The organism is Streptomyces sp. NPDC046727 (assembly GCF_040645635.1).
Lineage (GTDB): Bacteria > Actinomycetota > Actinomycetes > Streptomycetales > Streptomycetaceae > Streptomyces.
On record NZ_JBEYYR010000039.1, the window covers coordinates 42,094 to 68,396 of the forward strand.

26 protein-coding genes, 1 tRNA gene and 1 riboswitch are annotated in these 26,303 nt (G+C 73.6%); of the genes, 10 read left to right on the forward strand and 17 right to left on the reverse strand.

Annotation, left to right across the window (positions count from 1 at the left end; genetic code table 11):
• Positions 1-28 precede the first annotated feature (28 nt).
• From ABZ937_RS34755 to ABZ937_RS34795, 9 genes are all read right to left on the reverse strand, one after another.
• Positions 29-1,120, reverse strand: a complete 1,092-nt coding sequence (locus ABZ937_RS34755; protein WP_361697851.1) for an LLM class flavin-dependent oxidoreductase — start codon at positions 1,118-1,120, stop codon at positions 29-31.
• Complete coding sequence (locus ABZ937_RS34760; RefSeq protein ID WP_361697853.1) at positions 1,117-2,499, reverse strand: NtaA/DmoA family FMN-dependent monooxygenase; 1,383 nt, start codon at positions 2,497-2,499, stop codon at positions 1,117-1,119. The genes ABZ937_RS34755 and ABZ937_RS34760 overlap by 4 nt, the downstream gene beginning before the upstream one ends.
• 25 nt (positions 2,500-2,524) lie before the next feature.
• Complete coding sequence (locus ABZ937_RS34765; RefSeq protein WP_361697855.1) at positions 2,525-3,727, reverse strand: LLM class flavin-dependent oxidoreductase; 1,203 nt, start codon at positions 3,725-3,727, stop codon at positions 2,525-2,527.
• A 127-nt stretch (positions 3,728-3,854) separates the two neighbouring features.
• Complete coding sequence (locus ABZ937_RS34770; RefSeq protein ID WP_361697857.1) at positions 3,855-3,986, reverse strand: putative leader peptide; 132 nt, start codon at positions 3,984-3,986, stop codon at positions 3,855-3,857.
• Positions 3,983-4,789, reverse strand: coding sequence for a GNAT family N-acetyltransferase (locus ABZ937_RS34775; protein ID WP_361697859.1), 807 nt, complete (start codon positions 4,787-4,789; stop codon positions 3,983-3,985). The genes ABZ937_RS34770 and ABZ937_RS34775 overlap by 4 nt, the downstream gene beginning before the upstream one ends.
• Complete coding sequence (locus ABZ937_RS34780; RefSeq protein WP_361697861.1) at positions 4,789-5,808, reverse strand: ABC transporter substrate-binding protein; 1,020 nt, start codon at positions 5,806-5,808, stop codon at positions 4,789-4,791. The genes ABZ937_RS34775 and ABZ937_RS34780 overlap by 1 nt, the downstream gene beginning before the upstream one ends.
• Before the next feature lie 98 nt (positions 5,809-5,906).
• Complete coding sequence (locus ABZ937_RS34785; protein WP_361697863.1) at positions 5,907-6,857, reverse strand: amino acid ABC transporter permease; 951 nt, start codon at positions 6,855-6,857, stop codon at positions 5,907-5,909.
• 351 nt (positions 6,858-7,208) lie between these two features.
• Positions 7,209-7,319: riboswitch (SAM riboswitch) on the reverse strand.
• Between the two features lie 77 nt (positions 7,320-7,396).
• The gene (locus ABZ937_RS34790; protein ID WP_361697865.1) at positions 7,397-8,284 is read right to left on the reverse strand and encodes a glutathione S-transferase C-terminal domain-containing protein; all 888 of its coding nucleotides are present in this window, start codon (positions 8,282-8,284) and stop codon (positions 7,397-7,399) included.
• A 79-nt stretch (positions 8,285-8,363) separates the two neighbouring features.
• The gene (locus ABZ937_RS34795) at positions 8,364-8,486 is read right to left on the reverse strand and encodes a putative leader peptide (protein WP_361697867.1); all 123 of its coding nucleotides are present in this window, start codon (positions 8,484-8,486) and stop codon (positions 8,364-8,366) included.
• A 128-nt stretch (positions 8,487-8,614) separates the two neighbouring features.
• Between ABZ937_RS34795 and ABZ937_RS34800 the strand changes: the two genes are divergently transcribed.
• The 8 genes from ABZ937_RS34800 (at position 8,615) to ABZ937_RS34835 (ending at position 17,385) form a co-directional block, all read left to right on the forward strand.
• Positions 8,615-9,775 (forward strand): FAD-binding oxidoreductase, encoded by a 1,161-nt coding sequence (locus ABZ937_RS34800; RefSeq protein WP_361697868.1) that lies wholly within the window; start codon positions 8,615-8,617, stop codon positions 9,773-9,775.
• On the forward strand, positions 9,772-10,074 hold the full coding sequence (locus ABZ937_RS34805; protein WP_361697870.1) for a (2Fe-2S)-binding protein: 303 nt from the start codon (positions 9,772-9,774) through the stop codon (positions 10,072-10,074). The genes ABZ937_RS34800 and ABZ937_RS34805 overlap by 4 nt, the downstream gene beginning before the upstream one ends.
• A complete protein-coding gene (locus ABZ937_RS34810; protein WP_361697872.1) occupies positions 10,067-11,464 on the forward strand; it encodes an FAD-dependent oxidoreductase in 1,398 nt (465 codons plus the stop codon). The genes ABZ937_RS34805 and ABZ937_RS34810 overlap by 8 nt, the downstream gene beginning before the upstream one ends.
• A gap of 73 nt (positions 11,465-11,537) precedes the next feature.
• On the forward strand, positions 11,538-12,437 hold the full coding sequence (locus ABZ937_RS34815) for a dihydrodipicolinate synthase family protein (RefSeq protein WP_361697874.1): 900 nt from the start codon (positions 11,538-11,540) through the stop codon (positions 12,435-12,437).
• A 15-nt stretch (positions 12,438-12,452) separates the two neighbouring features.
• Positions 12,453-13,454 (forward strand): proline racemase family protein, encoded by a 1,002-nt coding sequence (locus ABZ937_RS34820; RefSeq protein WP_361697876.1) that lies wholly within the window; start codon positions 12,453-12,455, stop codon positions 13,452-13,454.
• A gap of 33 nt (positions 13,455-13,487) precedes the next feature.
• A complete protein-coding gene (locus tag ABZ937_RS34825; protein WP_361697878.1) occupies positions 13,488-14,174 on the forward strand; it encodes a GntR family transcriptional regulator in 687 nt (228 codons plus the stop codon).
• Between the two features lie 173 nt (positions 14,175-14,347).
• Complete coding sequence (locus ABZ937_RS34830; protein WP_361697880.1) at positions 14,348-15,778, forward strand: amino acid permease; 1,431 nt, start codon at positions 14,348-14,350, stop codon at positions 15,776-15,778.
• Positions 15,779-15,849: 71 nt separating this feature from the next.
• The gene (locus ABZ937_RS34835; RefSeq protein ID WP_361697882.1) at positions 15,850-17,385 is read left to right on the forward strand and encodes a carboxylesterase family protein; all 1,536 of its coding nucleotides are present in this window, start codon (positions 15,850-15,852) and stop codon (positions 17,383-17,385) included.
• A 19-nt stretch (positions 17,386-17,404) separates the two neighbouring features.
• On the opposite strand, the gene ABZ937_RS34840 is transcribed toward ABZ937_RS34835, so the two are convergent.
• The 6 genes from ABZ937_RS34840 to ABZ937_RS34865 all read right to left on the reverse strand — a co-directional run bounded on the left by ABZ937_RS34840 (position 17,405) and on the right by ABZ937_RS34865 (position 23,401).
• The gene (locus ABZ937_RS34840; protein WP_361697884.1) at positions 17,405-18,625 is read right to left on the reverse strand and encodes a histidine kinase; all 1,221 of its coding nucleotides are present in this window, start codon (positions 18,623-18,625) and stop codon (positions 17,405-17,407) included.
• Entirely contained in the window at positions 18,622-20,388 is a 1,767-nt protein-coding gene (locus ABZ937_RS34845; RefSeq protein ID WP_361697885.1) for a cation acetate symporter, read from the reverse strand. The genes ABZ937_RS34840 and ABZ937_RS34845 overlap by 4 nt, the downstream gene beginning before the upstream one ends.
• Before the next feature lie 28 nt (positions 20,389-20,416).
• Positions 20,417-20,662: a hypothetical protein gene (locus ABZ937_RS34850; RefSeq protein ID WP_361697887.1), complete on the reverse strand. Its 246-nt coding sequence runs from the start codon at positions 20,660-20,662 to the stop codon at positions 20,417-20,419.
• Between the two features lie 234 nt (positions 20,663-20,896).
• Entirely contained in the window at positions 20,897-21,661 is a 765-nt protein-coding gene (locus ABZ937_RS34855) for a LytTR family DNA-binding domain-containing protein (protein WP_361697890.1), read from the reverse strand.
• Positions 21,662-21,851: 190 nt separating this feature from the next.
• A tRNA-Pro gene (locus tag ABZ937_RS34860) sits at positions 21,852-21,925 on the reverse strand.
• Between the two features lie 45 nt (positions 21,926-21,970).
• The gene (locus tag ABZ937_RS34865) at positions 21,971-23,401 is read right to left on the reverse strand and encodes an MFS transporter (RefSeq protein WP_361697892.1); all 1,431 of its coding nucleotides are present in this window, start codon (positions 23,399-23,401) and stop codon (positions 21,971-21,973) included.
• A gap of 208 nt (positions 23,402-23,609) precedes the next feature.
• Between ABZ937_RS34865 and ABZ937_RS34870 the strand changes: the two genes are divergently transcribed.
• On the forward strand, positions 23,610-24,188 hold the full coding sequence (locus ABZ937_RS34870; RefSeq protein WP_361697894.1) for a helix-turn-helix domain-containing protein: 579 nt from the start codon (positions 23,610-23,612) through the stop codon (positions 24,186-24,188).
• Positions 24,189-24,206: 18 nt separating this feature from the next.
• Here the strand turns inward: ABZ937_RS34870 and ABZ937_RS34875 are convergent, their stop codons facing one another.
• The gene (locus ABZ937_RS34875; protein ID WP_361697896.1) at positions 24,207-24,722 is read right to left on the reverse strand and encodes a hypothetical protein; all 516 of its coding nucleotides are present in this window, start codon (positions 24,720-24,722) and stop codon (positions 24,207-24,209) included.
• A gap of 164 nt (positions 24,723-24,886) precedes the next feature.
• On the opposite strand from ABZ937_RS34875, the gene ABZ937_RS34880 reads away from it, so the two are divergent.
• Positions 24,887-25,231 (forward strand): cupin domain-containing protein, encoded by a 345-nt coding sequence (locus ABZ937_RS34880; protein ID WP_361697898.1) that lies wholly within the window; start codon positions 24,887-24,889, stop codon positions 25,229-25,231.
• Here ABZ937_RS34880 and ABZ937_RS34885 read toward each other — a convergent pair.
• Complete coding sequence (locus ABZ937_RS34885) at positions 25,221-26,225, reverse strand: LacI family DNA-binding transcriptional regulator (protein WP_361697900.1); 1,005 nt, start codon at positions 26,223-26,225, stop codon at positions 25,221-25,223. The two genes, ABZ937_RS34880 and ABZ937_RS34885, sit on opposite strands and share 11 nt — an antisense overlap.
• Positions 26,226-26,303: the final 78 nt, after the last annotated feature.

Genomic DNA, 26,303 nt, shown 5'->3' on the forward strand with positions numbered 1-26,303 from the left:
GTGTCGACGGACCGACACGACAGGGATGTCAGACACGGACTGCCTCCTTCGCGCTCGGCGGGGCCGGAAGCACCGGTTCCCAGGCGAACGGCGGGTCCGGGATGTCCTTGCGCAGGACCGGGGCCACCGCCGACTGGAAGAGTTCCAGTGAGTCGCGGTGCTGACTGTCGGTCAGGCCGCTCGCGTCCGCGTGGACGTGCACCACCGTGTGCCCGAACTGTTCGTGGTAGCGGTGCACCTTGTCGATGACCTGTTGCGGACTGCCGATCAGGGCCGAGCTGCGCTCGGCGAAGTCCTCCAGGGTCTCGAAGACGACCGGCAGGCCTGCCTTCTTGAAGAACGCCAGGTTGGCCTCGAAGACCGGCCGGTACGCGGCGAGCGCCTGCTGGGAGGTCGGCGCCACGCAGATACCGGCCGTGCCGGCGCCGATCGCGATGCCGGCCGGGTCGTGGCCGTAGTGCTCCCAGCGTTCCCGGTAGTGGCGGATCAGCTCGGCGTACGGCCCCATGGGGTGGGTGACGTTCGCGGAGAACAGCGGGTCGCCGTAGCGGGCGGCCAGCTCCACGGACTCCTTGCTGGTGGCGCTGCCGTGCCAGACCCGGACCGGCCGCTGGTACGGCCGCGGCCACACCTCGGCGTCCGTCAGCGGCGGCCGGAAGCGGGTGTCGGCGGTCACCCGGTCCTGCCGCCAGATCCGCCGGAACACCTCGTAGCTCTCCGCGTTGCGGTCCCACTGGTCCTCGGGGGTGACCTGGAACAGCTCGCGCTGCGCGGTGCCGTTGCCCTTGCCGATGATCAGGTCGAGGCGGCCGTCGGAGAGGTGGTCCAGGGTCGCGTAGTCCTCGTACGCCCGGACCGGGTCGAGCAGGCTCAGTGTGGTGACGGCGGTGAAGAGCCGGATGCGGCGGGTGAGCGCGGCGACATGGCTGAGCACCACCGTCGGCGCGGAGGAGAGGAACGGCCGCTCGTGCCGCTCCCCCACGCCGAAGCCGTCGAAGCCCAGCTCCTCCGCCAGCACCGCGTTGTCCAGGACCTCGCGGAACCGTTCGTGCGTCGGCTTGTGCGCGCCGGTGACCGGGTCCGGCCGGTGCACGATCAGCGTGATGGCGAGGAACTTCACGACGCGGCCCGCTCGGGCGAGGCGTCGGTGCCGGCGTCGGGGTGGGCCAGGCCGAGGTGGTCGCGCAGGGTCGTGCCCTCGTAGTCGGTGCGGAAGACGCCCTGCTCCTGGAGCAGCGGGACCACCTTGTCGGCGAACGGGTCGAGCCCGCCGGGGGTGATGTGCGGGACGAGGATGAAGCCGTCGGAGGCGTCGGCCTGGACGAAGTCGTTGATGGTCCGCGCGACGGTGGCCGGGGAGCCGATGAAGGACTGCCGGTTGCCGGTGTTGATGACCAGGTCGCGGATGGACCACTTGTTGGCCTCGGCGAGCTGCCGCCACTCGCGGGCGATGGCGACCGGGTCGCGGTACATCCGCACCTGGGCGCGGCCCCGGGAGATGTGCTCCTCGGCGACCACCGGGTCGACGTCGGGCAGCGGGCCCTCCGGGTCGTAGGCCGACAGGTCGCGGTTCCAGACGAACTCCAGGTGCTTGATGGCGGTGGCGCCGCTGACCTGCTGTCGGCGGACCTCGCGGGCGAGTTCGGCGGCCTCCTGGTCGGTGTCGCCGAGGACGAAGGTCGCGGCGGGCAGGATGAGCAGCTGGTCGGGGCGGCGGCCGTACTTGGCGAGGCGGGACTTGACGTCCGTGTAGAAGGCCTGGCCCTCCTTCAGGGTGGAGTAGCGGGAGAAGATCGCGTCCGCGCCGGAGGCGGCGAACTCGCGGCCGTCGTCGGAGTCGCCCGCCTGGAAGATGACGGGGCGGCCCTGCGGGGAGCGCGGGACGTTGAACCGGCCGTGGATGTCGAAGTGCTTGCCCCGGTGCACGAAGGCGCCGGCCCTGGCGTCCCGGAGGAAGGTGCCGGTGGCCTGGTCGGCGAGGATCTCGTCACCGCGCCAGGAGTCGAACAGCTCGTGCGCGGTGGCGAGGAACTCCTGGGCGCGGGAGTAGCGCTCCTCCTGCGGCAGGAAGCCGCCGCGGCGGAAGTTCTCGCCGGTGAAGGCGTCCCAGGAGGTGACGACGTTCCACGCGGAGCGGCCGGCGGAGAGGTGGTCGAGGCTGGCGAACTGGCGGGCCACCTCGTACGGCTCGTTGAACGTGGAGTTGATGGTGCCGGTCAGGCCGAGCCGCTCGGTGACGGCGGCGAGCGCGGCCAGCACGGTGAAGGTGTCGGGGCGGCCGACCACGTCCAGGTCGTAGATCTGGCCGCCCTGTTCGCGCAGCCTGAGGCCCTCGGCGAGGAACAGGAAGTCGAACTTGGCGCGTTCGGCGGTCCGCGCGAAGTGCACGAAGGAGCTGAACTCGATGTGGCTGCCGGCGGCCGGGTCGCTCCACACGGTGGTGTTGTTGACGCCGGGGAAGTGGGCGGCCAGGTGGATCTGCTTCAGCGGCTTGCTCATGGCGTACGGTCGTCCTCTCCGGCCTTCAGGCGGCTGCGTAGCGGTTGGCGGGGCGGGTGAGGCCGAGGAGGCCGCGCAGGGTGCCGGACTCGTAGGCGTCCCGGAAGCGGCGGCGGCGCCGCAGCTCGGGCACCAGGTCCCGGGTGATCCGGGGCAGGTCGTGGCCGGCGACCGCGGGCCGCAGCCGGAATCCGGTCAGGCCGGCCTCCGCCAACTCCTCCAGCAGGTCGGCCAGTTGGGCGGCCGTGCCGGTGAAGATCCGGGCGTCGCTCTCGTACGGCGTGCCCGCGAGCGTGTCGAGGCGGTCACGGCGGGCCTCCGCCTCGGCCTGGCTGTCGTCGAGGAGGACGACGAGGTCGCCGAAGACGTGCAGCGTCTCCTCGGCGCGGCCCGCCGCTTCCTGCTCGGCGCGGATCTCGGCGATGATCGCGCGGGCCTGGTCCGCGTCGTGCGGGGTGACGTGGCCGATGTCGGCCTGGCGGGCCACCAGCCGGTAGGGGACGGTCCGATGGGCGAGGGCGGTGACGAGCGGCTGGCCCTGCGGCGGGCGCGGGGTGATGGAAGGGCCCTTGACGCTGAAGAAGCGGCCCTCGAAGTCGATGTAGTGCAGCTTGTCCCGGTCGACGAAGCGGCCGGTCGCCGCGTCCCGGATCTCGGCGTCGTCCTCCCAGCTGTCCCAGAGCCGGCGCACCACCTCCACGTAGTCGGCGGCCTCGTCGAACAGTTCGGTGATCACCTCCTGCGCGGCCGGCCCGTCGAAGGAGTCGATCCGGCGGACGGTGCGCCTGCCGAAGTGCGCGGCCTCGTCGGGGCGGGCGGTGACCCGCACGCGCACGCCCGCGCGTCCCGAGCTGACGTAGTCCAGGGTGGCGATGGCCTTGGAGATGTGGAACGGCTCGGTGTGCGTGGTCACCACGGTCGGGATCAGGCCTATGTGCCGGGTGAGCGGGGCGACACGGGAGGCGATGAGGACCGCGTCGAGCCGGCCGCGGACCTGGTCGGTGCGCTCGTCGGGGGCCAGGAGCCGGGAGGACTGCGGGCCGAGGCCGTCCTCGATGGTCACGAAGTCGAGCAGGCCGCGCTCGGCCTCGGTGATCAGGTCGGTCCAGTAGCCGGCGGTGAGCAGGTCGCGGGGGCGGGCGACCGGCTCGCGCCAGGACGCGGGGTGCCAGCCGGTGCCGTCCAGGGCGACGGCGAGATGCAGGTGTGCGGGAGGAGCTGAGGACACGGCGGTGCCTTCCTTGATGTCCTGGATGTCCGTACGAGGAACACCGGCTCGCGGCACGGCCGGGCAGGCGGCGCCGGCTACGGGCGAGCGCGGGAGGAGGGGACCCGGGCCGGGGGCCGGGGGAAGTTCAGTGGCGACAGAGCGCGGCGGACACGCGCTGGAGGTCTATGTGCGGCCGGGAGTGCAGACGGACGGAGCGGTACGGGTGCGGCAGGCGCGCCGGGCGTACCGGCGAGGGCACTCGGGTCACGGCCGTCACCTCCCTCCGTCGGGCTCGGCGGGCCGGATCGGCGTCCGCCTGGCGGATCTCGTCATGACACTCAACGCCCGGCCGGCGTCGGTTGTTCCCGGGCTGCGCAGCTGCATGACGCGGTTGCGGCGGCGCGGGGTGAAGCCGATCGCCTCGTACAGCCGGATCGCGGACGCGTTGTCCGCGGCGGCGTGCAGGAACGGGGTGTCCCCGCGGTCCCGGATGCCCGCCGCGACCGCGCGCACCAGCCGGGTCGCGAGCCCCCGGCCGCGATGGGCGGGGTCGGTGCACACGGCGCTGATCTCGGTCCAGCCGGGCAGCCGCAGCCTCTCCCCCGCCATCGCGACGAGCCTGCCCCGGTGCCGGATACCGAGGTAGGTGCCCATCTCGACGGTCCGCTCAAGGAACGGGCCGGGCCGGGTGCGGGCGACCAGGTCGAGCATCTCGGGGACGTCACCGGGTCCCAGGCGTACGGCTTCCGGAGCCGGTTCGGCCCGCAGCGCGGTGTCGACCAGCTGGACGCCCTCGCCGCCCCCCAGGAGCCCCCACCCGTCGGGGACCTGCTCGACGGGCTTGACCCGTACGGCGGTTCCCGGTCCGACGAGCGTGTGCAGGTCGGCCCAGGCCGCCGGGTCCGCCGGGTCGGCGAGCGCCGCGAAGGCGTAGGTCCCCGGCCGGTAGCGGGCCGCCCTGCCGAACCGCTCGGCCAGGTGAGCGTGCGGGCCGTCCAGCGCGGCCCAGACGGCGTTGTCGAGTTCGGGGGCGTCGGGCAGGGACAGGGATCCGCCTCGGCAGATCGCAGGACGGTCCATCAGGAGTTGTCCAGCGGCAGCCCGGGCGGGTTGACCTCCGACTTCGCCACGGACTCGTTGGAGAGGTTGTAGGCCGCCAGCCACTTGCCGTACTGCCCGTGCTCGATCAGGTAGTTGAGGGCGTCGGCGAGCGGCTCGGCGAGCCCGCTGTCCTTCTTGGCGGTGGCGGCGATGAGGCCCTGGAGCGTCTCGCCGGCGCCGGAGAAGGTGCCCGCGTTGCGGGTCGGGTTCGGCGTGTTCGCGGTCTGCCGGGCGCGGTAGGCGACGGCGGGGTTGGGGCCGAAGTAGGCGTCGACCTTGCCGCTGCTCAGCGCCAGGTTGATGGCGTTCTGGTCCGGGAAGTACTTGACGGTGAGCTTCTTGCCCTCCTTGGCCAGCTTGGCCTTCCACTCCAGGAGGATCTTCTCCTGGTTGGTGCCGGAGCCCACGGTGACCGTCTTGCCGGCGAGGTTCTCGTAGTCGCCGTCGAAGTTCCAGGTGCTCTTCTTCGGCACCTCGAAGGCCAGGTTGTCCTTGCGGTAGGACGCGAACTCGTACTTCTTCTTGCGTTCCTCGGTGTCGGTGACGTTGGAGAAGGCCACGTCGACCTTGCCGCTGTCGATGCCGACGAAGAGGTTCTCCCAGGTCGAGTTCCTGATCTCGGGCTTGAGGCCGAGCACCGCGGCGACGAGCCGGCCGAGGTCGGGCTCGGAGCCGGTGAGGGTCTTCTGGTCGCTGCCGACGAAGTTCAGCGGCGCGGATCCCGAGGGCAGCGCCCCGACGCCGATGACGAGCTTGCCGCTCCTGCGGACGGAGGCGGGCAGTTCGGCGCTGATCGACTTCACTTCGGAGACCTTCAGCTCGGTCTCCTTGGCGGCTCCGTTGGAGAGCTGCCCCACGGTCACCGTGCCGGCCGGTGCCGTGGTGGTGGCGGCGTCGCTGTCTCCGCCGCAGGCGGCGAGCCCGCCGGCGAGGGAGAGGGTCACGGTCGCCGCGGTGAGGCCGCGTGTCAGGCTGCGTCGGGAGAACTGGCTGGGCATGGCTGTCCTTGTCGTTCGGAAGGTGCGGAAGGTGCGGGAGGTGCGGGAGGTGTGGGAGGTGTGGGAGGTGTGGTGCGGGTGAGTGAACAGGTGGAAAGTCAGCGGAACTTGGCGTTCCGGGCCCTCTGCCACGGTGTAGGCGGCAGGGTGCGCGTGGCGCCGCGGGCGTAGTACCGCTCGACGTAGAACTGGACGACGGAGACGGCGCTGGTCAGGATCAGGTACCAGACGGTGGCGACCATGAGCAGCGGTACGACGTCGCCGGGGTAGGTGTTGCCCATCGACTGCACCGCGCCGAACAGGTCGAGCAGGGACACGTAGAACACCAGGGACGTGCTCTTGACCAGGCCGATCAGCTGGTTGACGTAGTTCGGGGTGATGGACCTGAGGGCCTGCGGGAACACGATCCGGCGGAACTGGCGGCCCCGGGGCAGGCCGAGCGCGGCGGCGGCCTCGTGCTGCCCCTGGTCGACGGAGAGGATCCCGCCGCGGACCACCTCGGCCGCGTACGCCGCCTCGTTGAGGCTGAGGCCGATGACGGCGATCGTCATGTCGGTGGCCAGCTTCGACTCGTCGAAGGTGACGAAGGCCGGGCCGAACGGCACCCCGAGACTCAGGGTCTTGTACAGGGCACTGAAGTTGTACAGGAAGATCAGCACCACGATCAGCGGTACGGAGCGGAACAGCCAGGTGTACGTCCAGCTGACCGCGCGCAGCACCGGGCTCCCGGAGAGCCGGCCGAGCGCCAGCAGGATGCCGCCGAGGAGCCCCAGCACGGCGCTGAACGCGGCGACTTCGAGGGTGACGAGGAGGCCGTCGAGGACGGTCGGGCGCAGGAACCAGTAGCGGAAGCGGTCCCACTGGTAGAAGGGGTTCGTGACCAGTCCGTGCAGGATCTGCGCGACGAGCACGAGGACGACGGCGGTGACGATCCACCGGCCGGGCCGGCGCAGCGGCCGGACCCGCTGGACCACTACGGGTTCTGACGGGGTGTCGGTGGCGGTCGGCGCCTCGGCGAGGGAGACGGCGGCGCCAGGGGGTTCACTCATGAGGGGCTCCGGCGGATTCGACACCTCGGGGCCGCGGACGGGCGGGCGGGCCACGACGGCACGGGGGCACGAGGTGGCGCACGGGCACGCGCGGAACCGGGGGCTGGGCGGACAACGGCACACCGGACGGACGGTGTGCGGCGGGAACGCGGGGGCTGGGGGAAGAGGTCAGCCCCGACAGCGGGCGGAGCCCGGTGCGGTACACAGTGCGCTGTTCACGCGGAGCAGATCGACGGCGCGGTCGGCGACGAGGAGACCGGCGTACGACCGTACGCAGCCCTGGGGGCGGCTCGCGGCCGTCCTGGGAGCTGCGTACATGGCGTCACCTGTCAGGTTTTCCGGCCCCGGAGGGCCTCGCGCTTACCGAATATGTCGTCCGGTCCGGTCGTCACCTGGGGCACCCCACCGCGCTGCGAGGGTTGCCGGTCAGCGAGCCAGGGCTTGGCGCTGACGCTCATGACCGTTCTGAGCCGTAAGTAAGGCAGTTGACCGTTCGAATGTCAACGGCTGTCCGCCCAGTGGACGTCGATGGCCCGCTCTCACCTGCGAGAAGCGTCCGGTGTCTCCGTCGCGTGGGCGGCCCAGTCCAGGATCTGGACGGCGGCTCCGGCGGCCTCGAGTCCCTGGCAGCGGCCGTGGTGCCGGCGGGCGATGCCGTCGAGGTCGAGCCGGCGGCCGAAGGCGGGGTGGGCGGCCAGCCGGCGGGCGTAGGCCCACAGGGCGCGGTGGCCGGCGATGCGGTGCACGGCGGAGGCGTCGAGATGGCAGCGGTGGACGGTGTCGAGCTGCACCAGGGAGACCCACAGCTCGATGTCGGCGGCGGTGAGCCGGTCGTCGACGAGGTACTCCTCGCCGCTCAGCCGCCGATCGAGACGGTCCAGGGCGTCCAGCAGCGCGTCGAGGGCGGCGGCCCGCTCGGCGGGGTCGGCGCCGGCCCGCCCGGCGCGCTGCGCGGCCTCCTCGATGTCCTCGGCGCACATCCGCTCGACGGCCTCGATCACGGACTCCTGGCCGGTGGGGTACAGGCAGGGCCGGCCGTCGTGCCGGAACCGGTCCAGGTCGCGCAGGATGTCGGGCGCGTGGGTGCTGACGATGCGTCCGGACCAGTCGTCGCTGAGGACGGGCGCGAGCGCCGGGCCGGTGTAGTGGTGGGCGCTCGCCTCGTACAGCGGGCGCAGCGCCGCGTGGCCGCCGCCGGGGCAGTCCGGGACTGCGGGCAGCAGGGTGACGGGACAGCTGGTGTCCAGGCCGAGCAGGCTGTGGCCGATGGCGAGGCGCAGTCCCTCGGGACAGGCGGTGGACAGGTGGAGCCGGTAGCGGTGCGGCACGGCGTAGTGGCCGCCGCTGCGCGCGTCCCGGCCGATCCGGCCCCGGAAGACGGGGGTGGCGCGGCGGGACGGGACGGCGGCGAGCGGAGTGATGGACATGCGTCTCCCCGGGGCGTGGGTGTGCGGAAGGGCGTACCGGCGTGCGGGTGGCCGGTCGGTGGGGGCGAGGGGGCCCGGCTCAGCGGTGGTGGCTGATCGCGCTGCAGACGCGCTGCAGGTCGATGTGGCGCCGCGAGGTGAGCAGGGGTGCGCCGGGCGACGTCCGGTCCGTGCGGCCGGTGCCCGTTTCGAGGCGCGCCATGATTCCCTACCAGATCACTAGGATTCTCTCCCTGGAGTGTCGGCCGGGCTCCGTACGACGTCAAGGGGGCGTCCACGCCTGGGAATCGGGGTCTCCTCAGCGAGAGCAACATGTGACATAGTACTGGTGTGACGAAGCGACTGACCTGCGATGTCGTGGTCGTCGGGGCCGGGATGGTGGGCGCGGCGTGTGCGCTGTACGCGGCACGCGCCGGCCTCGACGTGCGGGTGGTGGACCGGGGTCCGGTGGCCGGCGGCACCACCGGCGCGGGCGAGGGCAACCTGCTCGTCTCCGACAAGGAACCGGGCCCGGAGCTCGAACTCGCCCTGCTGTCGGCCCGGTTGTGGGCCGAACTGGCCGAGGACCTGGGCACCGCGATCGAGTACGAGCCCAAGGGCGGCCTCGTGGTCGCCTCGACGCCCGGCACCCTGGCCGCGCTGCGGGACTTCGCCGCGGCCCAGCGCACCGCCGGCGTCACGGCCGTACCGGTCGACGGGGACCGACTCCCCGAGCTGGAACCCCACTTGGCGCCCGGCATGGCGGGCGGGGTGCACTATCCGCAGGACGCCCAGGTCATGCCCGCGCTCGCCGCCGCCCACCTGCTCCGCGCCTCCGGTGCCGCCGTGCACACCGGCCGGACCGTGACCGGGGTGCTGCGCACGGCGGACGGCACGGTGCACGGCGTCCGCACCGACCGGGGCGACATCCACGCGCCGGCGGTGGTGAACGCGGCCGGCACCTGGGGCGGCGACCTCGCGGCGCTCGCCGGCGTACGGCTGCCGGTCCTCCCCCGGCGCGGCTTCGTGCTGGTCACCGAGCCGCTGCCACGGATGGTCCGGCACAAGGTGTACGCCGCGGACTACGTGGCCGACGTGGCGAGCGACTCGGCCGCCCTGCGGACCTCGCCGGTCGTGGAGGGCACGGCCGCGGGACCGGTGCTGATCGGCGCCACCCGGGAACGGGTGGGCTTCGACCGTACGCTGTCGCTGCCCGCGGTACGGGCGCTCGCCGTCGGGGCGATCGGGCTGTTCCCGTTCCTGGAGCGGGTCCGGGCGCTGCGGACGTACGCGGGCTTCCGGCCGTACCTGCCCGACCACCTGCCGGCGATCGGCCCCGACCCACGGGCGCCCGGACTCCTCCACGCCTGCGGACACGAGGGTGCCGGCATCGGACTCGCCCCCGGCACCGGCCGGTTGATCGCGCAGACGCTCACCGGCAAGGCGCCGGAGCTGGATCTCACGCCGTTCCGGCCGGAGCGGTTCGACACCGAGGGAGGCGGCGCGCCGTGAATCCACTGGAGCTGACCCGGGCCCGGCCGGGCGAGGCGTTCACCGTCACCTTCGACGGCCGGCCGCTGGCGGCGCTGCCGGGCCAGACGGTCGCGGCGGCGCTGTGGGCGGCGGGCGTGCCGGCCTGGCGCGGCACCCGGGGCACCGGCCGGCCCCGCGGGGTGTTCTGCGGGATCGGGGTGTGCTTCGACTGCCTGGTGACCGTCAACGACCGCCCGAACCAACGGGCTTGCCTGGTGCCGGTACGCCCGGGAGACGTGATCCGCACACAGGAGGGGACGGGCCGGGACGATGACTGAGCGACCCCGTCTCGCCGTCGTCGGCGCGGGCCCGGCCGGCCTCGCCGCGGCCCTGGCGGCAGCCGCACGAGGCGTTCAGGTGACCCTCGTCGACGCGGCCGACCAGGCGGGCGGCCAGTTCTACCGGCAGCCCGCCGCCGCCCTGGGCGCCCGCCGGCCGCAGGCCCTGCACCACCAGTGGCGCACCTGGGAACGGCTGCGGGCGGCACTCGACCGGCATCGCACGGCCGGCCGGATCACCCACCTGACGGATCATCATGTGTGGACCGTGGAGCGGGATTCCGGCTCGGGGACGTTCGGCGTGCACGCGCTGCTCGGCCCCGCGCAGGAGGAGGGCGTCACCGTCCGCGCCGACGCCGTGCTGCTCGCCACCGGCGGGTACGAGCGAGTGCTGCCGTTCCCGGGCTGGACGCTGCCCGGGGTCGTCACGGCGGGCGGCGCGCAGGCCATGCTCAAGGGCGGTCTGGTGCTGCCGGGCCGGACGGCCGTGGTGGCCGGCACCGGCCCGCTGCTGCTGCCGGTGGCCACCGGGCTCGCCGCGGCCGGCGCCCGCGTCGCCGCCCTGGTCGAGTCCGCCGGTCCCGCCGCGCTGCTGCGCCGGGCGCCCGCCCTGGCCGCACAGCCCGGCAAACTCGCCGAGGGCACCGGGTACGCGACCCGGCTGCTGCGCCACGGGGTGCGCACCCTGGCCCGGCACACCGTCGTGGCGGCGCACGGCACCGACCGGCTGGAGGCGGTGACGGTGGCCGCGCTGGACCCGGACGGAGACGTCCGGCCCGGCAGCGCCCGCCGCATCGGCTGCGACACCCTGGCCGTGGGCCACGGCATGCTGCCGCACACCGACCTCGCCGAGACCCTCGGCTGCACCCTGTCCGGCACCGCCGTACGGGTCGACGACGAGCAGCGCACCGACGTGCCCGGCGTCTGGGCCGCCGGGGAGGCCACCGGCGTCGGCGGTGCGGCGCTCGCGCTCGCCGAGGGGCACATCGCCGGGCGCTCGGCCGCCGCCCGGCTGCACGACACGGTCCCCGACCCGCGCCGCTGGGCCACCGCGGCCCGGGCCCGGACGCGGCTGCGGGAGTTCGCCGCGGCTCTCGACGCGGTGTACGCCCCGCCGGCGGGCTGGGCGGACCGGGTCCCGGACGACACGGTGGTGTGCCGCTGCGAGGAGGTCACCGCCGGTGAGGTGCGCGGGGCCGCCGGTGCGCTCGGCGCCGGCGACCTGCGCACCGTGAAGCTGCTCACCCGGGCCGGGATGGGCTGGTGCCAGGGCCGGATGTGCGCGCCCGCGGTGGCCGGCCTGGCCGGATGCCCGCTCACCGCCGGGCGAAGGCCGTTCGCCCGGCCGGTACCGCTCGGCGTCCTCGCCGACCTGCCCGAACCGGACTGAGTCGCCTGCCGCGACCTCCCGGACCAGCCGGTCCACCAGTAATATGTCACACCCTATTGAATGAGGGATCACCATGAGTCACCCGGAGAACCACCGCCCCTGGCGCGGCATCCTCGTCGCCACCGCCCTCCCGCTCCGCGACGACCTCTCCGTCGATCACGACCGCTACGCCGAGCACTGCTCCTGGCTCGTCGCGAACGGCTGTGACGGCGTCGTACCCAACGGCTCGCTCGGCGAGTACCAGGTGCTCACCCCCGAGGAGCGCGCCCGGGTGGTGGAGACCGCCGTGGCCGCGATCGGCGGCGAGCGGGTGATGCCCGGCGTCGCCGCGTACGGCTCCGCCGAGGCCCGCCGCTGGGCCGAGCGGGCGGGCGAGGCCGGCTGCGCCTCGGTGATGCTGCTGCCGCCCAACGCCTACCGCGCCGACGAGCGGTCCGTCGTCGCCCACTACACGGAGGTCGCGAAGGCGGGCCTGCCGGTGGTGGCGTACAACAACCCGATCGACACCAAGGTCGACCTGGTGCCCGAACTCCTCGCCCGGCTGCACGGCGAGGGGCTGGTGCAGGCCGTCAAGGAGTTCTCCGGGGACGTCCGCCGCGCCTACCGCATCGCCGAACTCGCCCCGGAACTTGACCTGTTGATCGGCGCCGACGACGTGCTGCTGGAGCTGGCGGTGGCCGGCGCCAAGGGCTGGGTGGCCGGCTACCCCAACGCGCTCCCGCGCGCCTCGGCCCAGCTGTACCGCGCCGCGGTGGCCGGAGACCTCACCACCGCGCTCCCCCTGTACCGGCAGCTGCACCCGCTGCTGCGCTGGGACTCGAAGGTGGAGTTCGTCCAGGCGATCAAGCTCTCCATGGACGTCGTCGGGCGGTACGGCGGCCCGGTGCGCCCGCCGCGCGTCCCGCTGCCGCCCGAGCAGGAGGCAGCGGTCCGGGCGGCCACCGAGAAGGCCGTCGCCGCGGGACTGAGCTGACCAGGAGGCCGGACCATGCGCAGCAAGCTCGTCCTGCACGCCGTCGACTCGCACACCGAGGGCATGCCGACCCGCGTGATCACCGGCGGGATCGGCACCGTCCCCGGCGCGACGATGAACGAGCGGCGGCTGCACTTCCGGGAACACCGCGATCACATCAAGCGGCTGCTGATGAACGAGCCGCGCGGCCACTCCTCGATGAGCGGCGCGATCCTGCAGCCGCCGACCCGCCCCGACTGCGACTGGGGCGTCCTCTACATCGAGGTCTCCGGCTATCTGCCGATGTGCGGCCACGGCACGATCGGCGTGGCCACCGTACTGGTCGAGACCGGCATGGTGGAGGTCGTGGAGCCGGTCACCACCATCCGGCTGGACACCCCGGCGGGCGTCGTGGTCGCCGAGGTCGCGGTGGAGAACGGGGCCGCCCGGAACGTGACGCTGCGGAACGTCCCCTCGTTCGCCGTCGGCCTGGACCGCGAGGTCACCCTCCCCGACGGCCGTACCGTCACCTACGACCTGGCCTACGGCGGCAACTTCTACGCGATCCTGCCGCTCGACGCGCTCGGGCTGCCCTTCGACCGGGCCCGCAAGGACGACATCATGGCGGCGGGCCTCACCCTGATGCGGGCGGTCAACGCGCAGGACGAGCCGGTGCATCCGGAGGATCCGTCGATCCGCGGGTGCCATCACGTCCACCTGTACGCGCCCGGCGCCACCGCCCGGCACTCCCGCCACGCGATGGTCATCCACCCGGGCTGGTTCGACCGTTCCCCGTGCGGCACCGGGACGTGCGCGCGCATGGCGCAGCTGCACGCGCGCGGCGAACTCCCCTTGCACACCGAGTTCGTGAACGAGTCCTTCATCGGCACCCACTTCACCGGGCGGCTGCTCGGGACGACGGAGGTCGCCGGGGTACCGGCCGTGCTGCCCAGCTTCACCGGCCGTGCGTGGATCACGGGGACCGCACAGTATCTGCTGGACCCGACCGACCCCTTCCCGGAAGGGTTCATCCTCTAGGAGTCCTCTAGACTCACCCCGGTGATGCGTGACATGGCACAGAACACGCGGGACGCGGACCTGCCCGCGCTCCCCCGGCTGGGCGGCCGGCGCAGCAGCTACCGCGAGCGGGTGGCGGACGCCCTGCGCGCCGCGCTGATCGCGGGCGAGCTGCGGCCGGGCGAGGTGTACTCGGCGCCCTCGCTGGCCGCCCGGTTCGGCGTCTCGGCGACGCCGGTGCGGGAGGCGATGCTCGACCTGGCCAAGGAGGGGCTGGTCGACACCGTGCCCAACAAGGGCTTCCGGGTCACCGTCGTCTCCGACAAGCAGCTGGACGAGTACACGCACATCCGGGCGCTCGTCGAGATACCCACCGTGGTCGACCTGGCCCGCACGGCCGACCGTGTCTCGCTGGAGGCGCTGCGGCCGGCGGCCCGGGAGATCGTCACCGCCGCGGTGGCGGGCGACCTGATCGCCTACGTCGAGGCCGACACCCGCTTCCACCTCGGTCTGCTCGCCCTGGCGGGCAACGGCCACCTGGTCGAGGTGGTTGCCGACCTGCGGAAACGCTCTCGTCTCTACGGGCTGACCGCGCTGGTGAAGGCGGGCCGGCTGCTCGCCTCCGCCGAGGAGCACCTGGAGCTGCTCGACGCCCTGCTGGAGCGGGACACGAAGGCCGTGCACGAGATCATGACCCGGCACCTGGGGCACGTGCGCAGCCTGTGGGCGTCGCCGGACTGAGAACGGGGGCCGGACATCTCGCGGTGCGAAGGCCGCGCAACGGGGCTTTTTGCGCGATCGGACGGCCCGTACGGGACAACAACCGGCGATTTTGCGTCAGATCGACGCATCCCCGACCATGGGCCCGTCCCGGTGATCCCGGGAACGTCAGTTCCATGAGAGGCGCACCACCCATGCACAGCACCGGAACCGTCCCGCAGTCGGCTCCGGCCCCCGCGGGGATCCCCGCGGAGACGCCCACGGCTCCCCCAGAGGACCCGCACGGCGACACCGGCAGGCATGCCCGCCGGTTCGGCCTGCCCGTCGCCACCGCGCTGGTCATGGGCAACATCATCGGCGGCGGCATCTTCCTGCTCCCCGCCTCCATCGCCCCCTACGGCACGGTCAGCCTGGTCGCCTTCGGCGTGCTGACCGTCGGCGCCATCGCGCTCGCCCTGGTCTTCGGCCGGCTCGCCGCCCGCGACCCGCGCACCGGCGGCCCCTACGTCTACGCCCGCGAGGCGTTCGGCGACTTCGCCGGCTTCCTGGCGGCCTGGTCGTACTGGATCACCACCTGGGTGTCGAACGCCGCGCTCGCCGTCGCCGCCGTCGGCTACCTGGACGTGCTGATCCCGGTCAACGGCCACCGCTGGACCGCCTGCCTCGCCGCGCTGGCCCTCCAGTGGCTGCCCGCCCTCGCCAACTTCGCCGGCACCCGCTACGTGGGCGCCGTCCAGCTGGTGTCCACGGTGCTGAAGTTCGTGCCGCTGCTGCTCGTCGCGGTCGGCGGGCTGTTCTTCTTCGACCCCGACCGGCTCGGACCGTTCAACGCGAGCGGCCACAGCGCGGTCGGCGCGGTGTCCGCCTCCGCCGCCCTGCTGCTCTTCTCCTACCTCGGGGTGGAGTCCGCCGCCGTCAGCGCGGGCGAGGTCGAGAACGCCCGCCGCAACGTGGGGCGCGCCACCGTGATCGGCACCGCGGGCGCCGCGCTGGTGTACCTGCTGGGCACGCTGTCCGTGTTCGGCACGGTCGCGCACGACCGTCTGATGACCTCCGGCGCACCGTTCTCGGACGCCGTGAACACGATGTTCGGGGGCAGCTGGGGCGGTACGGCGGTGGCGCTCGCCGCCCTCGTGTCGATGACCGGCTGCCTCAACGGCTGGACCCTGCTCAGCGCCCAGACGCCGTACGCGGCGGCGCGCGACGGCCTGTTCCCGAGCGCCTTCACGCGCCGGCGGCGGGGCGTGCCCACGGTCGGCGTCGGCGTGACCGTCGTCCTCGCCTCGCTGCTCACCGTCTACAACTACCTCTCGGGCTCGGGCAAGGTCTTCGAGATCCTGGTCCTCGTCACCACGTTCACCGCGACCGTGCCGTACCTGCTGGCCGCCGCCGCGCAGATCTTCCACCTCGTCGCCGGCCGGCCCGAGGCGGTCGACCGGGGGCGGCTGGTCCGGGACTCCGTGATCACCGCGGTGGCCGCCGCCTTCTCCATCTGGCTGATGGCCGGCGCCGGCTACGCGGCGGTGTACCAGGGCGTGCTGTTCCTGTTCGTCGGGATCATCGTCTACGCCGTGATGGCCGCCCGGCGGCAGCGGCAGCGGACACCGGCGACCGAGGCGCCGTAATCCATTGGCCCTCCCCGGGGGCGCGGCGGGATGATGCGTCCCGGATGTCGCCGCCCGGGAGAGGGACTGTGATGACGAGTGCCGCGTCCGAGCCCACCGCCACCGAACCCGAGGTCCGCATCGCGGCCGGGGCCCTGCGCGGCAGCGCCGAGAAAGGTGTGGCCGTCTTCCGGGGCATCCCGTTCGCCGAACCGCCGGTGGGCGCGCTCCGGTTCGCCGCGCCACGGCCGGCCCGCGGCTGGGACGGCGTACGGGAGGCGGTGGCGTACGGTCCGCCGCCCCCGCAGGCCGGCTACTTCGGCATGGACGCGCTGTCCCGGGGCGCGGCCTCCGACTGGCTGACGGTCAACGTCTGGTCGCCCGAGCCGCACCCCGGAGCGGGGCTCCCGGTGCTGGTGTGGATCCAGGGCGGCGCCTACGCCATCGGCACGTCGGGCCAGCCCGAGTACGACGGGGCCCGCCTCGCCCGGGACGGCGGGCTCGTCGTGGTGACGTTCAACTACCGCGTGGGCATCGAGGGCTTCGCGCAGCTTCGAGGGGCACCCGCCAACCGGGGCCTGCTCGACCAGGTGGCCGCGCTGGAGTGGGTGCGGGACAACATCCGCGCCTTCGGCGGTGCTCCGGACCGGGTGACGGTCTTCGGCCAGTCGGCGGGCGCCGGCTCGATCGCCGCGCTGATGGGCATGGAGCGGGCGGCCGGGCTGTTCCGCCGGGCCATCGCGCAGAGCGTGCCGGGGACGTTCTACTCACCCGCGCTGGCCGCCGACATCGCCACCGCCTTCGCCGCCGAGCTGGGGCTGCGGCCCACGGCGGCCGACCTGGCGACCGTGGCCCCGGACCGGCTGCCCGCCGCCGGGGACGCGGTCGCCGCGAAGTCGGCCTCCTTCGCCGAGCGCTGGGGCCTGCCCGCCCGCGCGGCGATCCCGTTCGCGCCCGTGGTCGACGGTGACGTCCTTCCGGTCACCCCCTGGCAGGCCCTGGCCGAGGGCGCCGGCCGGGACATCGAGCTGGTCGTCGGGCACACCCGCCACGAGCAGCGGCTGCTCATGCTGATCGACGGCACACTCGGGCAGGTCACGGACGACCGGGCGGCGGCCGCGCTGCGGGACTTCGGCCCCGGACCGGACGGCGCCGACGGATACCGCGCCGGGTTCCCCACGGCGGGACCGGAGGAGCTGTACGAACGGGTCCGTTCCGACTGGCTGTTCCGCATGCCGAGCGTGCACCTCGCCGAGGCCCAGCTCGCCGGCGGCGGACGCGCCCACCTGTACGAGCTGACCTGGGACGCCCCGGGCATGGGCGGTGTCCTCGGCGCCTGCCACGGGCTCGACGTACCCCTCGCCTTCGGCAACCTGGGCAGCGGCCAGGCGGGTGCGCTGATCGGCGAGAGCCCGTCCCCCGCCGCGGAGGAGCTGTCCGCCGCCGTCCGCGCCGCGTGGACGGGCTTCGCCGCCCACGGCGACCCCGGCTGGCCCGCCTACGACAGCGAGCAGCGCCTCACCCGCCTCTTCGACACCCCGCCGTCCGTCACCCCCTACCCGGAGGAGACCTCCCGACGGCTCTGGCGGCACCACACCTTCGCGGCACTGCCCTTGCCGGCCTCCTGACCGGTCCGCCCGCGGCCCGTCATCCCCTCCCGGACGCCGTGCGCGGCGGCGCGCTGTGCACTCCGGGCCGGTACTTGGGGATGCGGGCCGTGATCTTCATCCCGGCTCCGACGCCGGTCTCGATCACCAGACCGTGATCGTCGCCGTAGACCTGCCGCATCCGCTCGTCCACGTTGCGCAGCCCGATGCCCGTCGAGGGACTGCCCTCGCCGCGCAGGATCCGGCGGAGGCGGTCCGGCTCCATACCGACCCCGTCGTCCTCGATGACGATACGGGCCACCGCCCCCTCGTCCCGCGCGCTGATGGTGATCCGGCTGCGCTCGACGCTCTCCTCCAGCCCGTGCTTGACCGCGTTCTCGACCAGCGGCTGCAGGCACAGGAACGGCACCGCCACCGGCAGCACCTCGGGGGCGATCTGCAGGGTCACCTCCAGCCGCTGCCCGAACCGGGCGCGGACCAGCTCCAGGAACTGCTCGATCGAGCGCAGCTCCTCGGCCAGGGTGGTGAACTCGCCGTGCCGGCGGAACGAGTACCGGGTGAAGTCGGCGAACTCCAGCAGGAGTTCCCGCGCCCGCTCGGGGTCGGTGCGGACGAAGGAGGCGATCGTCGCCAGGGAGTTGTAGATGAAGTGCGGGGAGATCTGCGCGCGCAGCGCCCGGATCTCCGCCTCGATCAGCCCCGTGCGGGTCCGGTCGAGATCGGCGAGTTCGAGCTGTACGGAGACCCAGCGCGCCACCTCCCGGGTGGCCCGGACCGCGGACGCCGACTCCCTGGCCCCGAGCACGACGAGGGCGCCCGGCACGCCCCGGTCGACGGTGAGCGGCGCGGCGGCGCCCCAGCGCACGGGGCAGTCCGGGTCCTGGCAGCCGACGGCGAAGGTCTGCGTGCGGCCGGTGTCCAGCACCTGGCGGACCCGGTCCAGGACCGCGTCCTCGTGGTGCCGGCCCGGCCCGTCCCAGGCCAGCAGCCGGTCCTCGGCGGTGAGGCCGAGCGCGACCGTGCCGAACAGCGGCCGGAGCCGCCGTACCGCCTTGCGGGCCGCGTCCTCGGTGAGTCCGGCGCGCAGCGGGGGCGCGGCCACGGAGGCGGTGTGCAGGGTGTGGAAGGTGGCGCGTTCCACCGGGGAGCCGAGGTCCGTCCCGTCCTCGGCGGACCGGCGGGCCAGCAGCCGTCCCGTGGCGAGGCCCGCGGCGAAGAGCAGGGCGCCGCCCGCGGCGAAGAGCAGCTGGACCGGTGTCATGGGGTCGTCACTCCTCGGCGCGTCACGGGGGCGCTCCGGCCGGCCGGGCGTTCGGCCGGGCGTTCGGGCAGGTGGAGGCGGGCCATGGCCGCCTCGGTGCCGGCCGGGATCCGGTCCCGGGTGGCCAGGGAGACGAGGATCATGGTGAGGAAGCCGAGCGGTACCGTCCACACGGCCGGCCAGGCGAGCAGGGTGTGCGTCCAGCCGTCGGCCAGGGGGCCGGCGATGGTCAGCGCGACCGCGGTGAGGGCGCTGCCCCCGCCGGTGAGGAGCCCCGCTGTCGCGCCGGGCGCGGTGAGCCCGCGCCACCAGATGCCGAGCACCAGCAACGGGCAGAAGGAGGAGGCGGCCACCGCGAAGGCGAGTCCCACGGCATTGGCGACGGGGAGCTTGCTGGCGGCCACGCTCACCGTGACGGGCACGGCGACCGCCAGGAGCGTGGCCAGCCGGAAGTGGCGGACGCCGAGCGTCGGCAGCACGTCCTGGCTGAGCACGCCCGCGACGGACAGGGTGAGCCCGGAGGCGGTGGACAGGAAGGCGGCACAGGCACCGGCGGCGATCAGGGCGCCGAGCAGGTCGCCGCCGACCCCGCCGACGAGACGTTCCGGCAGGACGAGGACGGCCGCGTCCGTGTTGCCGGTGAGCAGCAGGTCGGGGGCGTAGAGCCGGCCGAGGAGACCGTAGAGGGGTGGGAGCAGGTAGAAGGCGCCGACCAGGGCGAGCACGATCACGGTGGTGCGGCGGGCGGCGCGGCCGTCCGGGTTGGTGTAGAAGCGGACGAGCACATGGGGCAGGCCCATGGTGCCGAGGAAGGTCGCGAAGATCAGTCCGTACGTCGTGTACAGCGGGTGATCGTCCTTGCCGCCCGACAGGGGCGCCGCCCAGCTGGAGGCGCCGCTGCGCCGGCCGTCGTCGGTCTCGCGCTCGGGCACCGGGGCCGTCGGCGGGAACCGGAGGGTCGTCCCGGCCCGGACCTCGTGCACCCCGGGGTCGAGTTCCAGGCGGCCGTCGGCGTAGCCCTTGCCGTCCACGGCGCCGGTCGCCACGGCCCGCAGCGGCTCGTCGATCCTGATGCGTACGGTGCTCTCGACGGTGACCTGGGTGTGCCGGCGGAAGGTCGGCGGCTCGTCCAGGGCGCCGGCGGGACTCGGGTCGCCGTGCCAGGCCAGGGCCAGGAAGATCGCGGGCACGAGCAGCGCGGTCAGCTTCAGGCAGTACTGGAAGGCCTGGACGAAGGTGATGCTGCGCATGCCGCCGGCGGCCACGGCCAAGGTGACGACCACGGCGACGAGCACGCCGCCGAGCCAGCGCGGTGCGCCGGTGACCAGGCCGAGCGTGAGGCCGGCGCCCTGGAGCTGGGGCAGCAGATAGAGCCAGCCCACGCCGACGACGAGCACGCTGGCGACGCGCCGGGCGGCCCTGGACTCCAGCCGTGACTCGGCGAAGTCGGGCAGGGTGTACGCCCCGGAGCGGCGCAGCGGGGCGGCGACGAACGCGAGCAGGACGAGGTAGCCGGCCGCGTAGCCGACGGGGAACCAGAGCATCTCGACACCCTGGGCGGCGACGAGTCCGGCGATGCCGAGGAACGAGGCCGCCGACAGGTACTCGCCGCTGACGGCCATGGCGTTGAGGTACGGCGGAACGGTGCGGGAGGCGACGTAGAAGTCCGAGGTGGTCCGGGAGATGCGCAGCCCCGTCGAACCGATGACCAGGGTCACGACGACCGCCGCTGACACGGCCACGATGCCGTACGTCTGGTTCACCCGGTGGCCCCGGGCGGCTGCTCGTCGGTCACCGTCCGTGCCTTTCGAGGAGGTCCGCGGTGTCCCGTTCGTTGCGTTCGGCGCGTACGACGTACCAGCGGCCGAGGGCGACGAGCGCGGGGTAGGCGGCGACACCGAGGACGGCCCAGACGATCAGCGCGCTGCCCGGCCAGACCGCCGGGTCGGGCAGGGCGGTGAAGGCGAGGGGCAGCAGTCCGACGAGTACGACGAGCAGCCCGAACGTCGCCAGACCGAGCCGGAACTGACGATGCATCAGCGAACGAAGGGCGACGGAGTCGACGCCGGAGCCCTCCTCGTACGCCGACGGGGCGGGGCGGGCGGGGCCGTGGGCCGCGCGAGGAGTCCGTGGCGCCCCCGTGACCACTTCACGTCGAGGAGTCCCAGGTGCACTCATACCGCGTCCTCCGGCCCGCGATGATCACACTTAGCAGTGGAGTGTACGCATCAAGAAACCCGAGGGACAGCTTCCGTGGCAACCGCAGGGCACTCAGCGACCGTTGCCGCCGCCACCCGCCGTGGCCTTCCTGACCATCAGATCCCGCAGTTCACGGGCGTTCCTGCGGCTCACGGCCAGCACAGCGCCGCCGACCGCGACCGTCAGGCTCCCCGCGTCGACCCGTAGTTCGTCGATGCAGGTGAGGGACACGAGGTGGCGCCGGTGGATCCGTACGAAGCCCTTCCCCCGCCAGGACTCCTCCAGCGTGGACAACGGGATCCGCACCAGGTGACTGTCATGGCGGGTGTACAGCCGGGCGTGGTCGCCCTGGGCCTCGGCGTGGGTGATGTCGGCGACGGCCACGAACCGGGTCACCCCCTCGCGCTCCACCGCGACGCGCTCGGCGAGCGACCGCCCCGGGTCGGCGGCGCGGTCGGCCTCGACCAGCTCGGCGACCCGGCGGACCGCCTCGGCCAGCCGCTCGCGCCGCAGCGGTTTCAGCAGGTAGTCGACGGCCCGGAGGGCGAACGCCTGGTGGGCGAAGTCCTCGTGCGCGGTGACGAAGACGATCCGGGGCGGCGCCGGGTGACCGGCGAGAAGCCGGGCGAGGTCCAGCCCGCTCAGCCCTGCCATGTGAATGTCCAGAAAGACCACGTCGACGCCGGGTCCGCCGGCCAGGGCCCGCCTCAGCCGGCCCAGCGCCTCGGCCGGTTCGAGGACCCCCTCCGCGAACCGCACCCGGCTGTCGGCCCGCAGCAGGAACAGCAGCTCCTCCAGTGCCGGTTCCTCGTCGTCGACGGCCAGCACCCGAAGCATGACGACTCCCCCAGGAAGCGGACGCGACCCCTCATGCAGAACCACGGGGAGGGAGACCGCCGGGTTCACGCACCGACGTCATGACGAACGACGTCCCGGTCGACAGGGCGCTGCCGGACATGCCCTCCGACAGGTCAGGGGCCAGTTCAGATGCCCTCTGAACTGGCCCCTGACCTGTGACTTCGCAAAGTCGGGACGACAGGATTTGAACCTGCGACCCCTTGACCCCCAGTCAAGTGCGCTACCAAGCTGCGCCACGTCCCGTTGCGGTCTCACGCGGGTGTTCCGTGTGATCACGCAGGTCAAACCCTACCGCACCCGGGCGGGTGCCCGTGTCGTGCCCGGTGCCGCGGCCGGGGCGGCCGGGTGGCCGGGGCGGCGGGCCGGGACGAGGAGGGCGGCGCCGGCCGCGGCCAGGCAGAGCAGGGCGAGCAGGGCCCAGCCGTGGGTGTAGCCGGAGGCGTACGGCAGGCCCGAGGACTGGAGCCGGCCGGTGACCAGGACGCTGGTGAGCGCGGCGCCGATGGAGCCGCCGATGGTGCGGATGTTGGCGTTCATGCCGGTCGCGGCGCCGGTCTGCTCGGGGGGCACGCTGCCCACGATGAGGTTGGCCATGGAGGCGAAGGCCAGTCCGATGCCGAGGCCGAACAGGCCCGCGACGACGGCGATCTGCCACTGCGCGTCATGCCAGAGGGTGAGGAACCCGCAGGCCAGCGCGCCGAGCGCGGCACCGGTGGTGAGCAGCGCCTTGGCGCCGACGCGGGGCTCCAGCCGGCCCGACAGGACGCCGGAGAGGAACATCGCGACGAGCATCGGCAGCATGAGCAGGCCGGAGGCGGTGACGCCGACGCCGAAGCCGTAGCCGGCCGCGGAGGGCGTCTGGACGAAGCCGGGCAGGAACGACCAGATGGAGTACATGCCGGCGCCGAACAGCAGGGCGGCGGCGTTGGTCGTCCAGACCGCGGGCAGCCGCAGCACCCGCAGGTCGATGAGCGGGGTGCGCGAGCGGGCCTCGGTCGTCAGCCACACCGCGAACAGGGCGACGGCGGCGGCGAAGAGGCCGAGCACCTTCCCCGAGCCCCAGCCCCACCGGCCGGCCTGGCTCAGCGGCAGCAGCAGGGCCACCAGCCAGCCGGAGAGCAGTACGGCACCACCCCAACTGACCTTGCCCGCCGCCCGCTTGGGCGACTCGGGGACGTAGCGCACGGCGATCAGGATCGTGCCGGCGACGATCGCCACCGGGATCCAGAACAGCCACTTGTAGTCGAGCGCCGACACGATCGGCCCGGCGGCCACCATGCCGACCCCGCCGCCGGCGGCGATCACCGCGGAGAGGTTGCTGATACTGCCGCTGACCTCGGCCGCGGCGAACTCGTCCCGGATGATGCCGAAGGAGAGCGGGAACAGGGCGCCGCCGACGCCCTGGACGACCCGGGCGACGATGAGCACGCCGATGTTCGGGGCCAGCGCGGCGACGAGGCAGCCCGCGAGGACGGCCACCAGGACGGCGACGAGGGTCCGCTTCTTGCCGACGAGGTCGCCGACCCGGCCGAGGATCGGGGTGAAGACCGAGGCGGACAGCAGATACGCCGTCATCACCCAGGTCGCGGTGGACTGGGAGGTGTGCAGGGCGTGCTGGACGGTCGGCAGGGCCGGCGCGATCAGCGACTGCAGCATGGAGAAGACGCCGGCACCGGTCGCGAGGACCGCGAAGGTGAGGCGCGTGGACGGGCGGGGCATGAAGAAGCCTCTCCGGGATCGGGGACGCGGAGGTGGGGAAGGAGGACGAGTACGGAGGGGGACGGCCGTACAGGCCGTGCCACGGCGGGCGGCGCGGGCCGCGTCCGGCCACGGCGGAGCCGCCTCGCACTGGTAAAGTGGAGGTACTCCTCCACTCTAGCGGAGGCACCCCTCCGGTTCAATCGAGTCCCGCCCCCGGGAGGCAGCAGTGACCGCCACACCGTTCCCCGTCAGTGAGATCGTGGCGACCCGCCGGCCGCACCGTAAGGACGCCGCCCGCAACTACGACGCCCTGCTCACCGCCGCCCGCGAGGCGTTCGCCGAGCACGGGGCCGAGGCGTCCCTGGAGGACATCGCCCGCCGCGCCGGCGTCGGCATCGGCACGCTGTACCGGAACTTCCCGACCCGCCGCGACCTGTTCGAGACCGTCTACGCGGATGAGGTCGACGCCCTGTGCCAGGCCGCCGTGGAGGTCGCGGACCGGGAGCCGTGGGAGGCGCTGACGGCCTGGCTGGACCGGTTCGCCGGGTACATGGTCACCAAGCGCGCGGTGCGGGAGGCGCTCGACGGCGAGTCGGACATCTTCCAGGCCTGCCGCTCGTCCATGTACGCGGCCGGCGGCCCGCTGCTGGAGCGCGCGCAGCGAGCCGGCATCGCCCGTCAGGACATGGACTTCGGGGACCTGCTGCGGATGGTCGCCGGGATCACGGCGACGGCGTTCGAGGACGCCGACCAGCGCGACCGGGTCCTCGGGATCGCCCTGGACGGGGTCCGCTCCGGCCGCTGACACCGCCCGGTCCGGCCGCTACTTGATCAAGGCGTTCGCCCCCACCACGATCAGCCCGAGCAGCGCGTCCCCCAGCCCCATGAGGACGGCGACCGGCCAGCGCCGCGCCGACCAGCGGGCGGTGACGACGCCGAGCACGAACAGGATCACGATGTTGAGGGCGAACGCCGTGTACTCGACGCCCTTCGCGGGCCACCACCCCCAGCGCGCGCCCGCGAGCAGGAAGACCGTGGGCAGTACGGCCGTGACGAGCGGCCACTCGTGGCGCAGGGCCACCAGCATGTCCCACCGGTGCTGCGGGCCGCGCTCGGCGATGTAGTGGGCGTAGCCGTGGGCGAGGGCCGAGGCGCACGCGGTCACCAGCACCCACAGGGCGTCGTAGCCACGGACCTTGGCGGACGTGTGCCCGTACTGGGTGAGCGCCGCGACCATCGAGCTGGCCAGGACGGCGCCGTACACCCCGCCGAACAGGACCATCTCGCGCATGCCGTGCCGCCGGGGCGGTGTCGGGCCTGCCGCCGTGGAGTCCGCCATGTCCCCACGATCACCCGGGCCCCGCGCCCCCGCCAGTCCACCCGCCGGGCCACCGCCGGTCCGCCCCCGGTCCGCGCGCCCCGACGAAGTGTCCTCCGGCCGGGCCGGATGCCCCACACACTGTCCACGCCGGCACGGCTCGCGCGGCGGCTAGGGTCGGGCTCATGACGCACAGCTTCGCGCTCCACATCCCCGACGCCGACCTGGAACCCGAGCCCCTGGACCCGGCGCAGATCGTCTCCGGAGACCCGGAGGTCACCGGGAAGGTGGTCTGGGAGTCGGCGGACGGCAGGCAGGTCCGCGGGATCTGGCAGATCACCCCGGGCGTGGTCACCGACACCGAGGCGGACGAGCTGTTCGTGGTGATCAGCGGGTCGGTGACGATCGAGGTCGAGGACGGCCCGACGCTGCGGGTGGGCCCCGGCGACATGGCGGTGCTGCGCGCGGGCGACCGTACCCGTTGGACCGTGCACGAGACGCTGCGGAAGGCCTACGCGATCAATCTGTGAGCCCGGGCGGGGCCGCCGTCGTCCCCCGGACCTCCAGCGTCGGCACGGCGAGCTGCACCCGCCCCTCGCCGCCGGGCCGCTCCAGGCGTTCCAGGAGGCAGCGGGCGGCGCGGCGGCCGATCTCGTGCGGGGCGGTGTCGACGGTGGTCAGCCACACGTGCCGGAGCCGGGAGATGCTGGTGTTGTCGTACCCGGCCACCGACAGGTCGCGCGGCACCCGCAGGCCCAGCTCCTCGGCGGCCGAGAGGGCGCCGACCGAGGCCATGTCGTTGACGGCGAAGAGGGCCGTGGGCCGGTCGGGGCGGCTGAGCAGTCGTACGGTGCCCCGGTAGCCGCCCTCCTCGGTGAGATCGCCGGGTTCGACCAGCGGCTCGGCGCCGTGGGCCCGCATCGCCGCCTCGAAGCCGCGCCGGCGCAGCTCGCCGACGGCGCCGTGGCCCGCGAGATGCGCGATCCGGCGGTGGCCGAGGCCGAGCAGGTGCTCGGTGGCCAGCCGGGCACCCCGCTCGTCGTCCCCGGCGACGACGTCCACCTCCGGCGGCTGCGGTTCGCGGGCGCCCGCCACGACCACCGGCATCCGCCGCGCGAGCGCCCCGATTCCGCCCGCGTCCGGAACCGTGCCGACGACCACCAGGCCGTCGGCGCCCAGGTCCAGGAACGGCTCGGCGAGGTCGTGGCCCATCCGCCGGTTCAGGCGGGCGTCGGCGAGCAGCATGTGCAGGCCGGCCGCGTGCAGCAGGGAGTTCAGGCCGTCGAGGAGGTCGACGAACCAGGGGTTGCGCAGGTCGTCCAGGAGCACGCCGATGGTGCGGGTGCGCTGCTCGCTGAGGCTGCGCGCCGCCGCGTTCGGCCGGTAGCCCAGTTCCCGTACGGCCGCCAGGACGGCGTCCCGCTTCTGGGGGCGTACCTGGCCGGAGCCGCGCAGCACCAGGGAGACCAGCGACTTCGACACTCCGGCCCGTTCGGCCACGTCACGGATCGTCGGCGGTCTCATGGCATGGACCGTTCCATGCGGCGTGCCGCCCTGTCAAAGGGTTGACACGCTGGCCATGTCAGCACAAAGGTGGCCTGG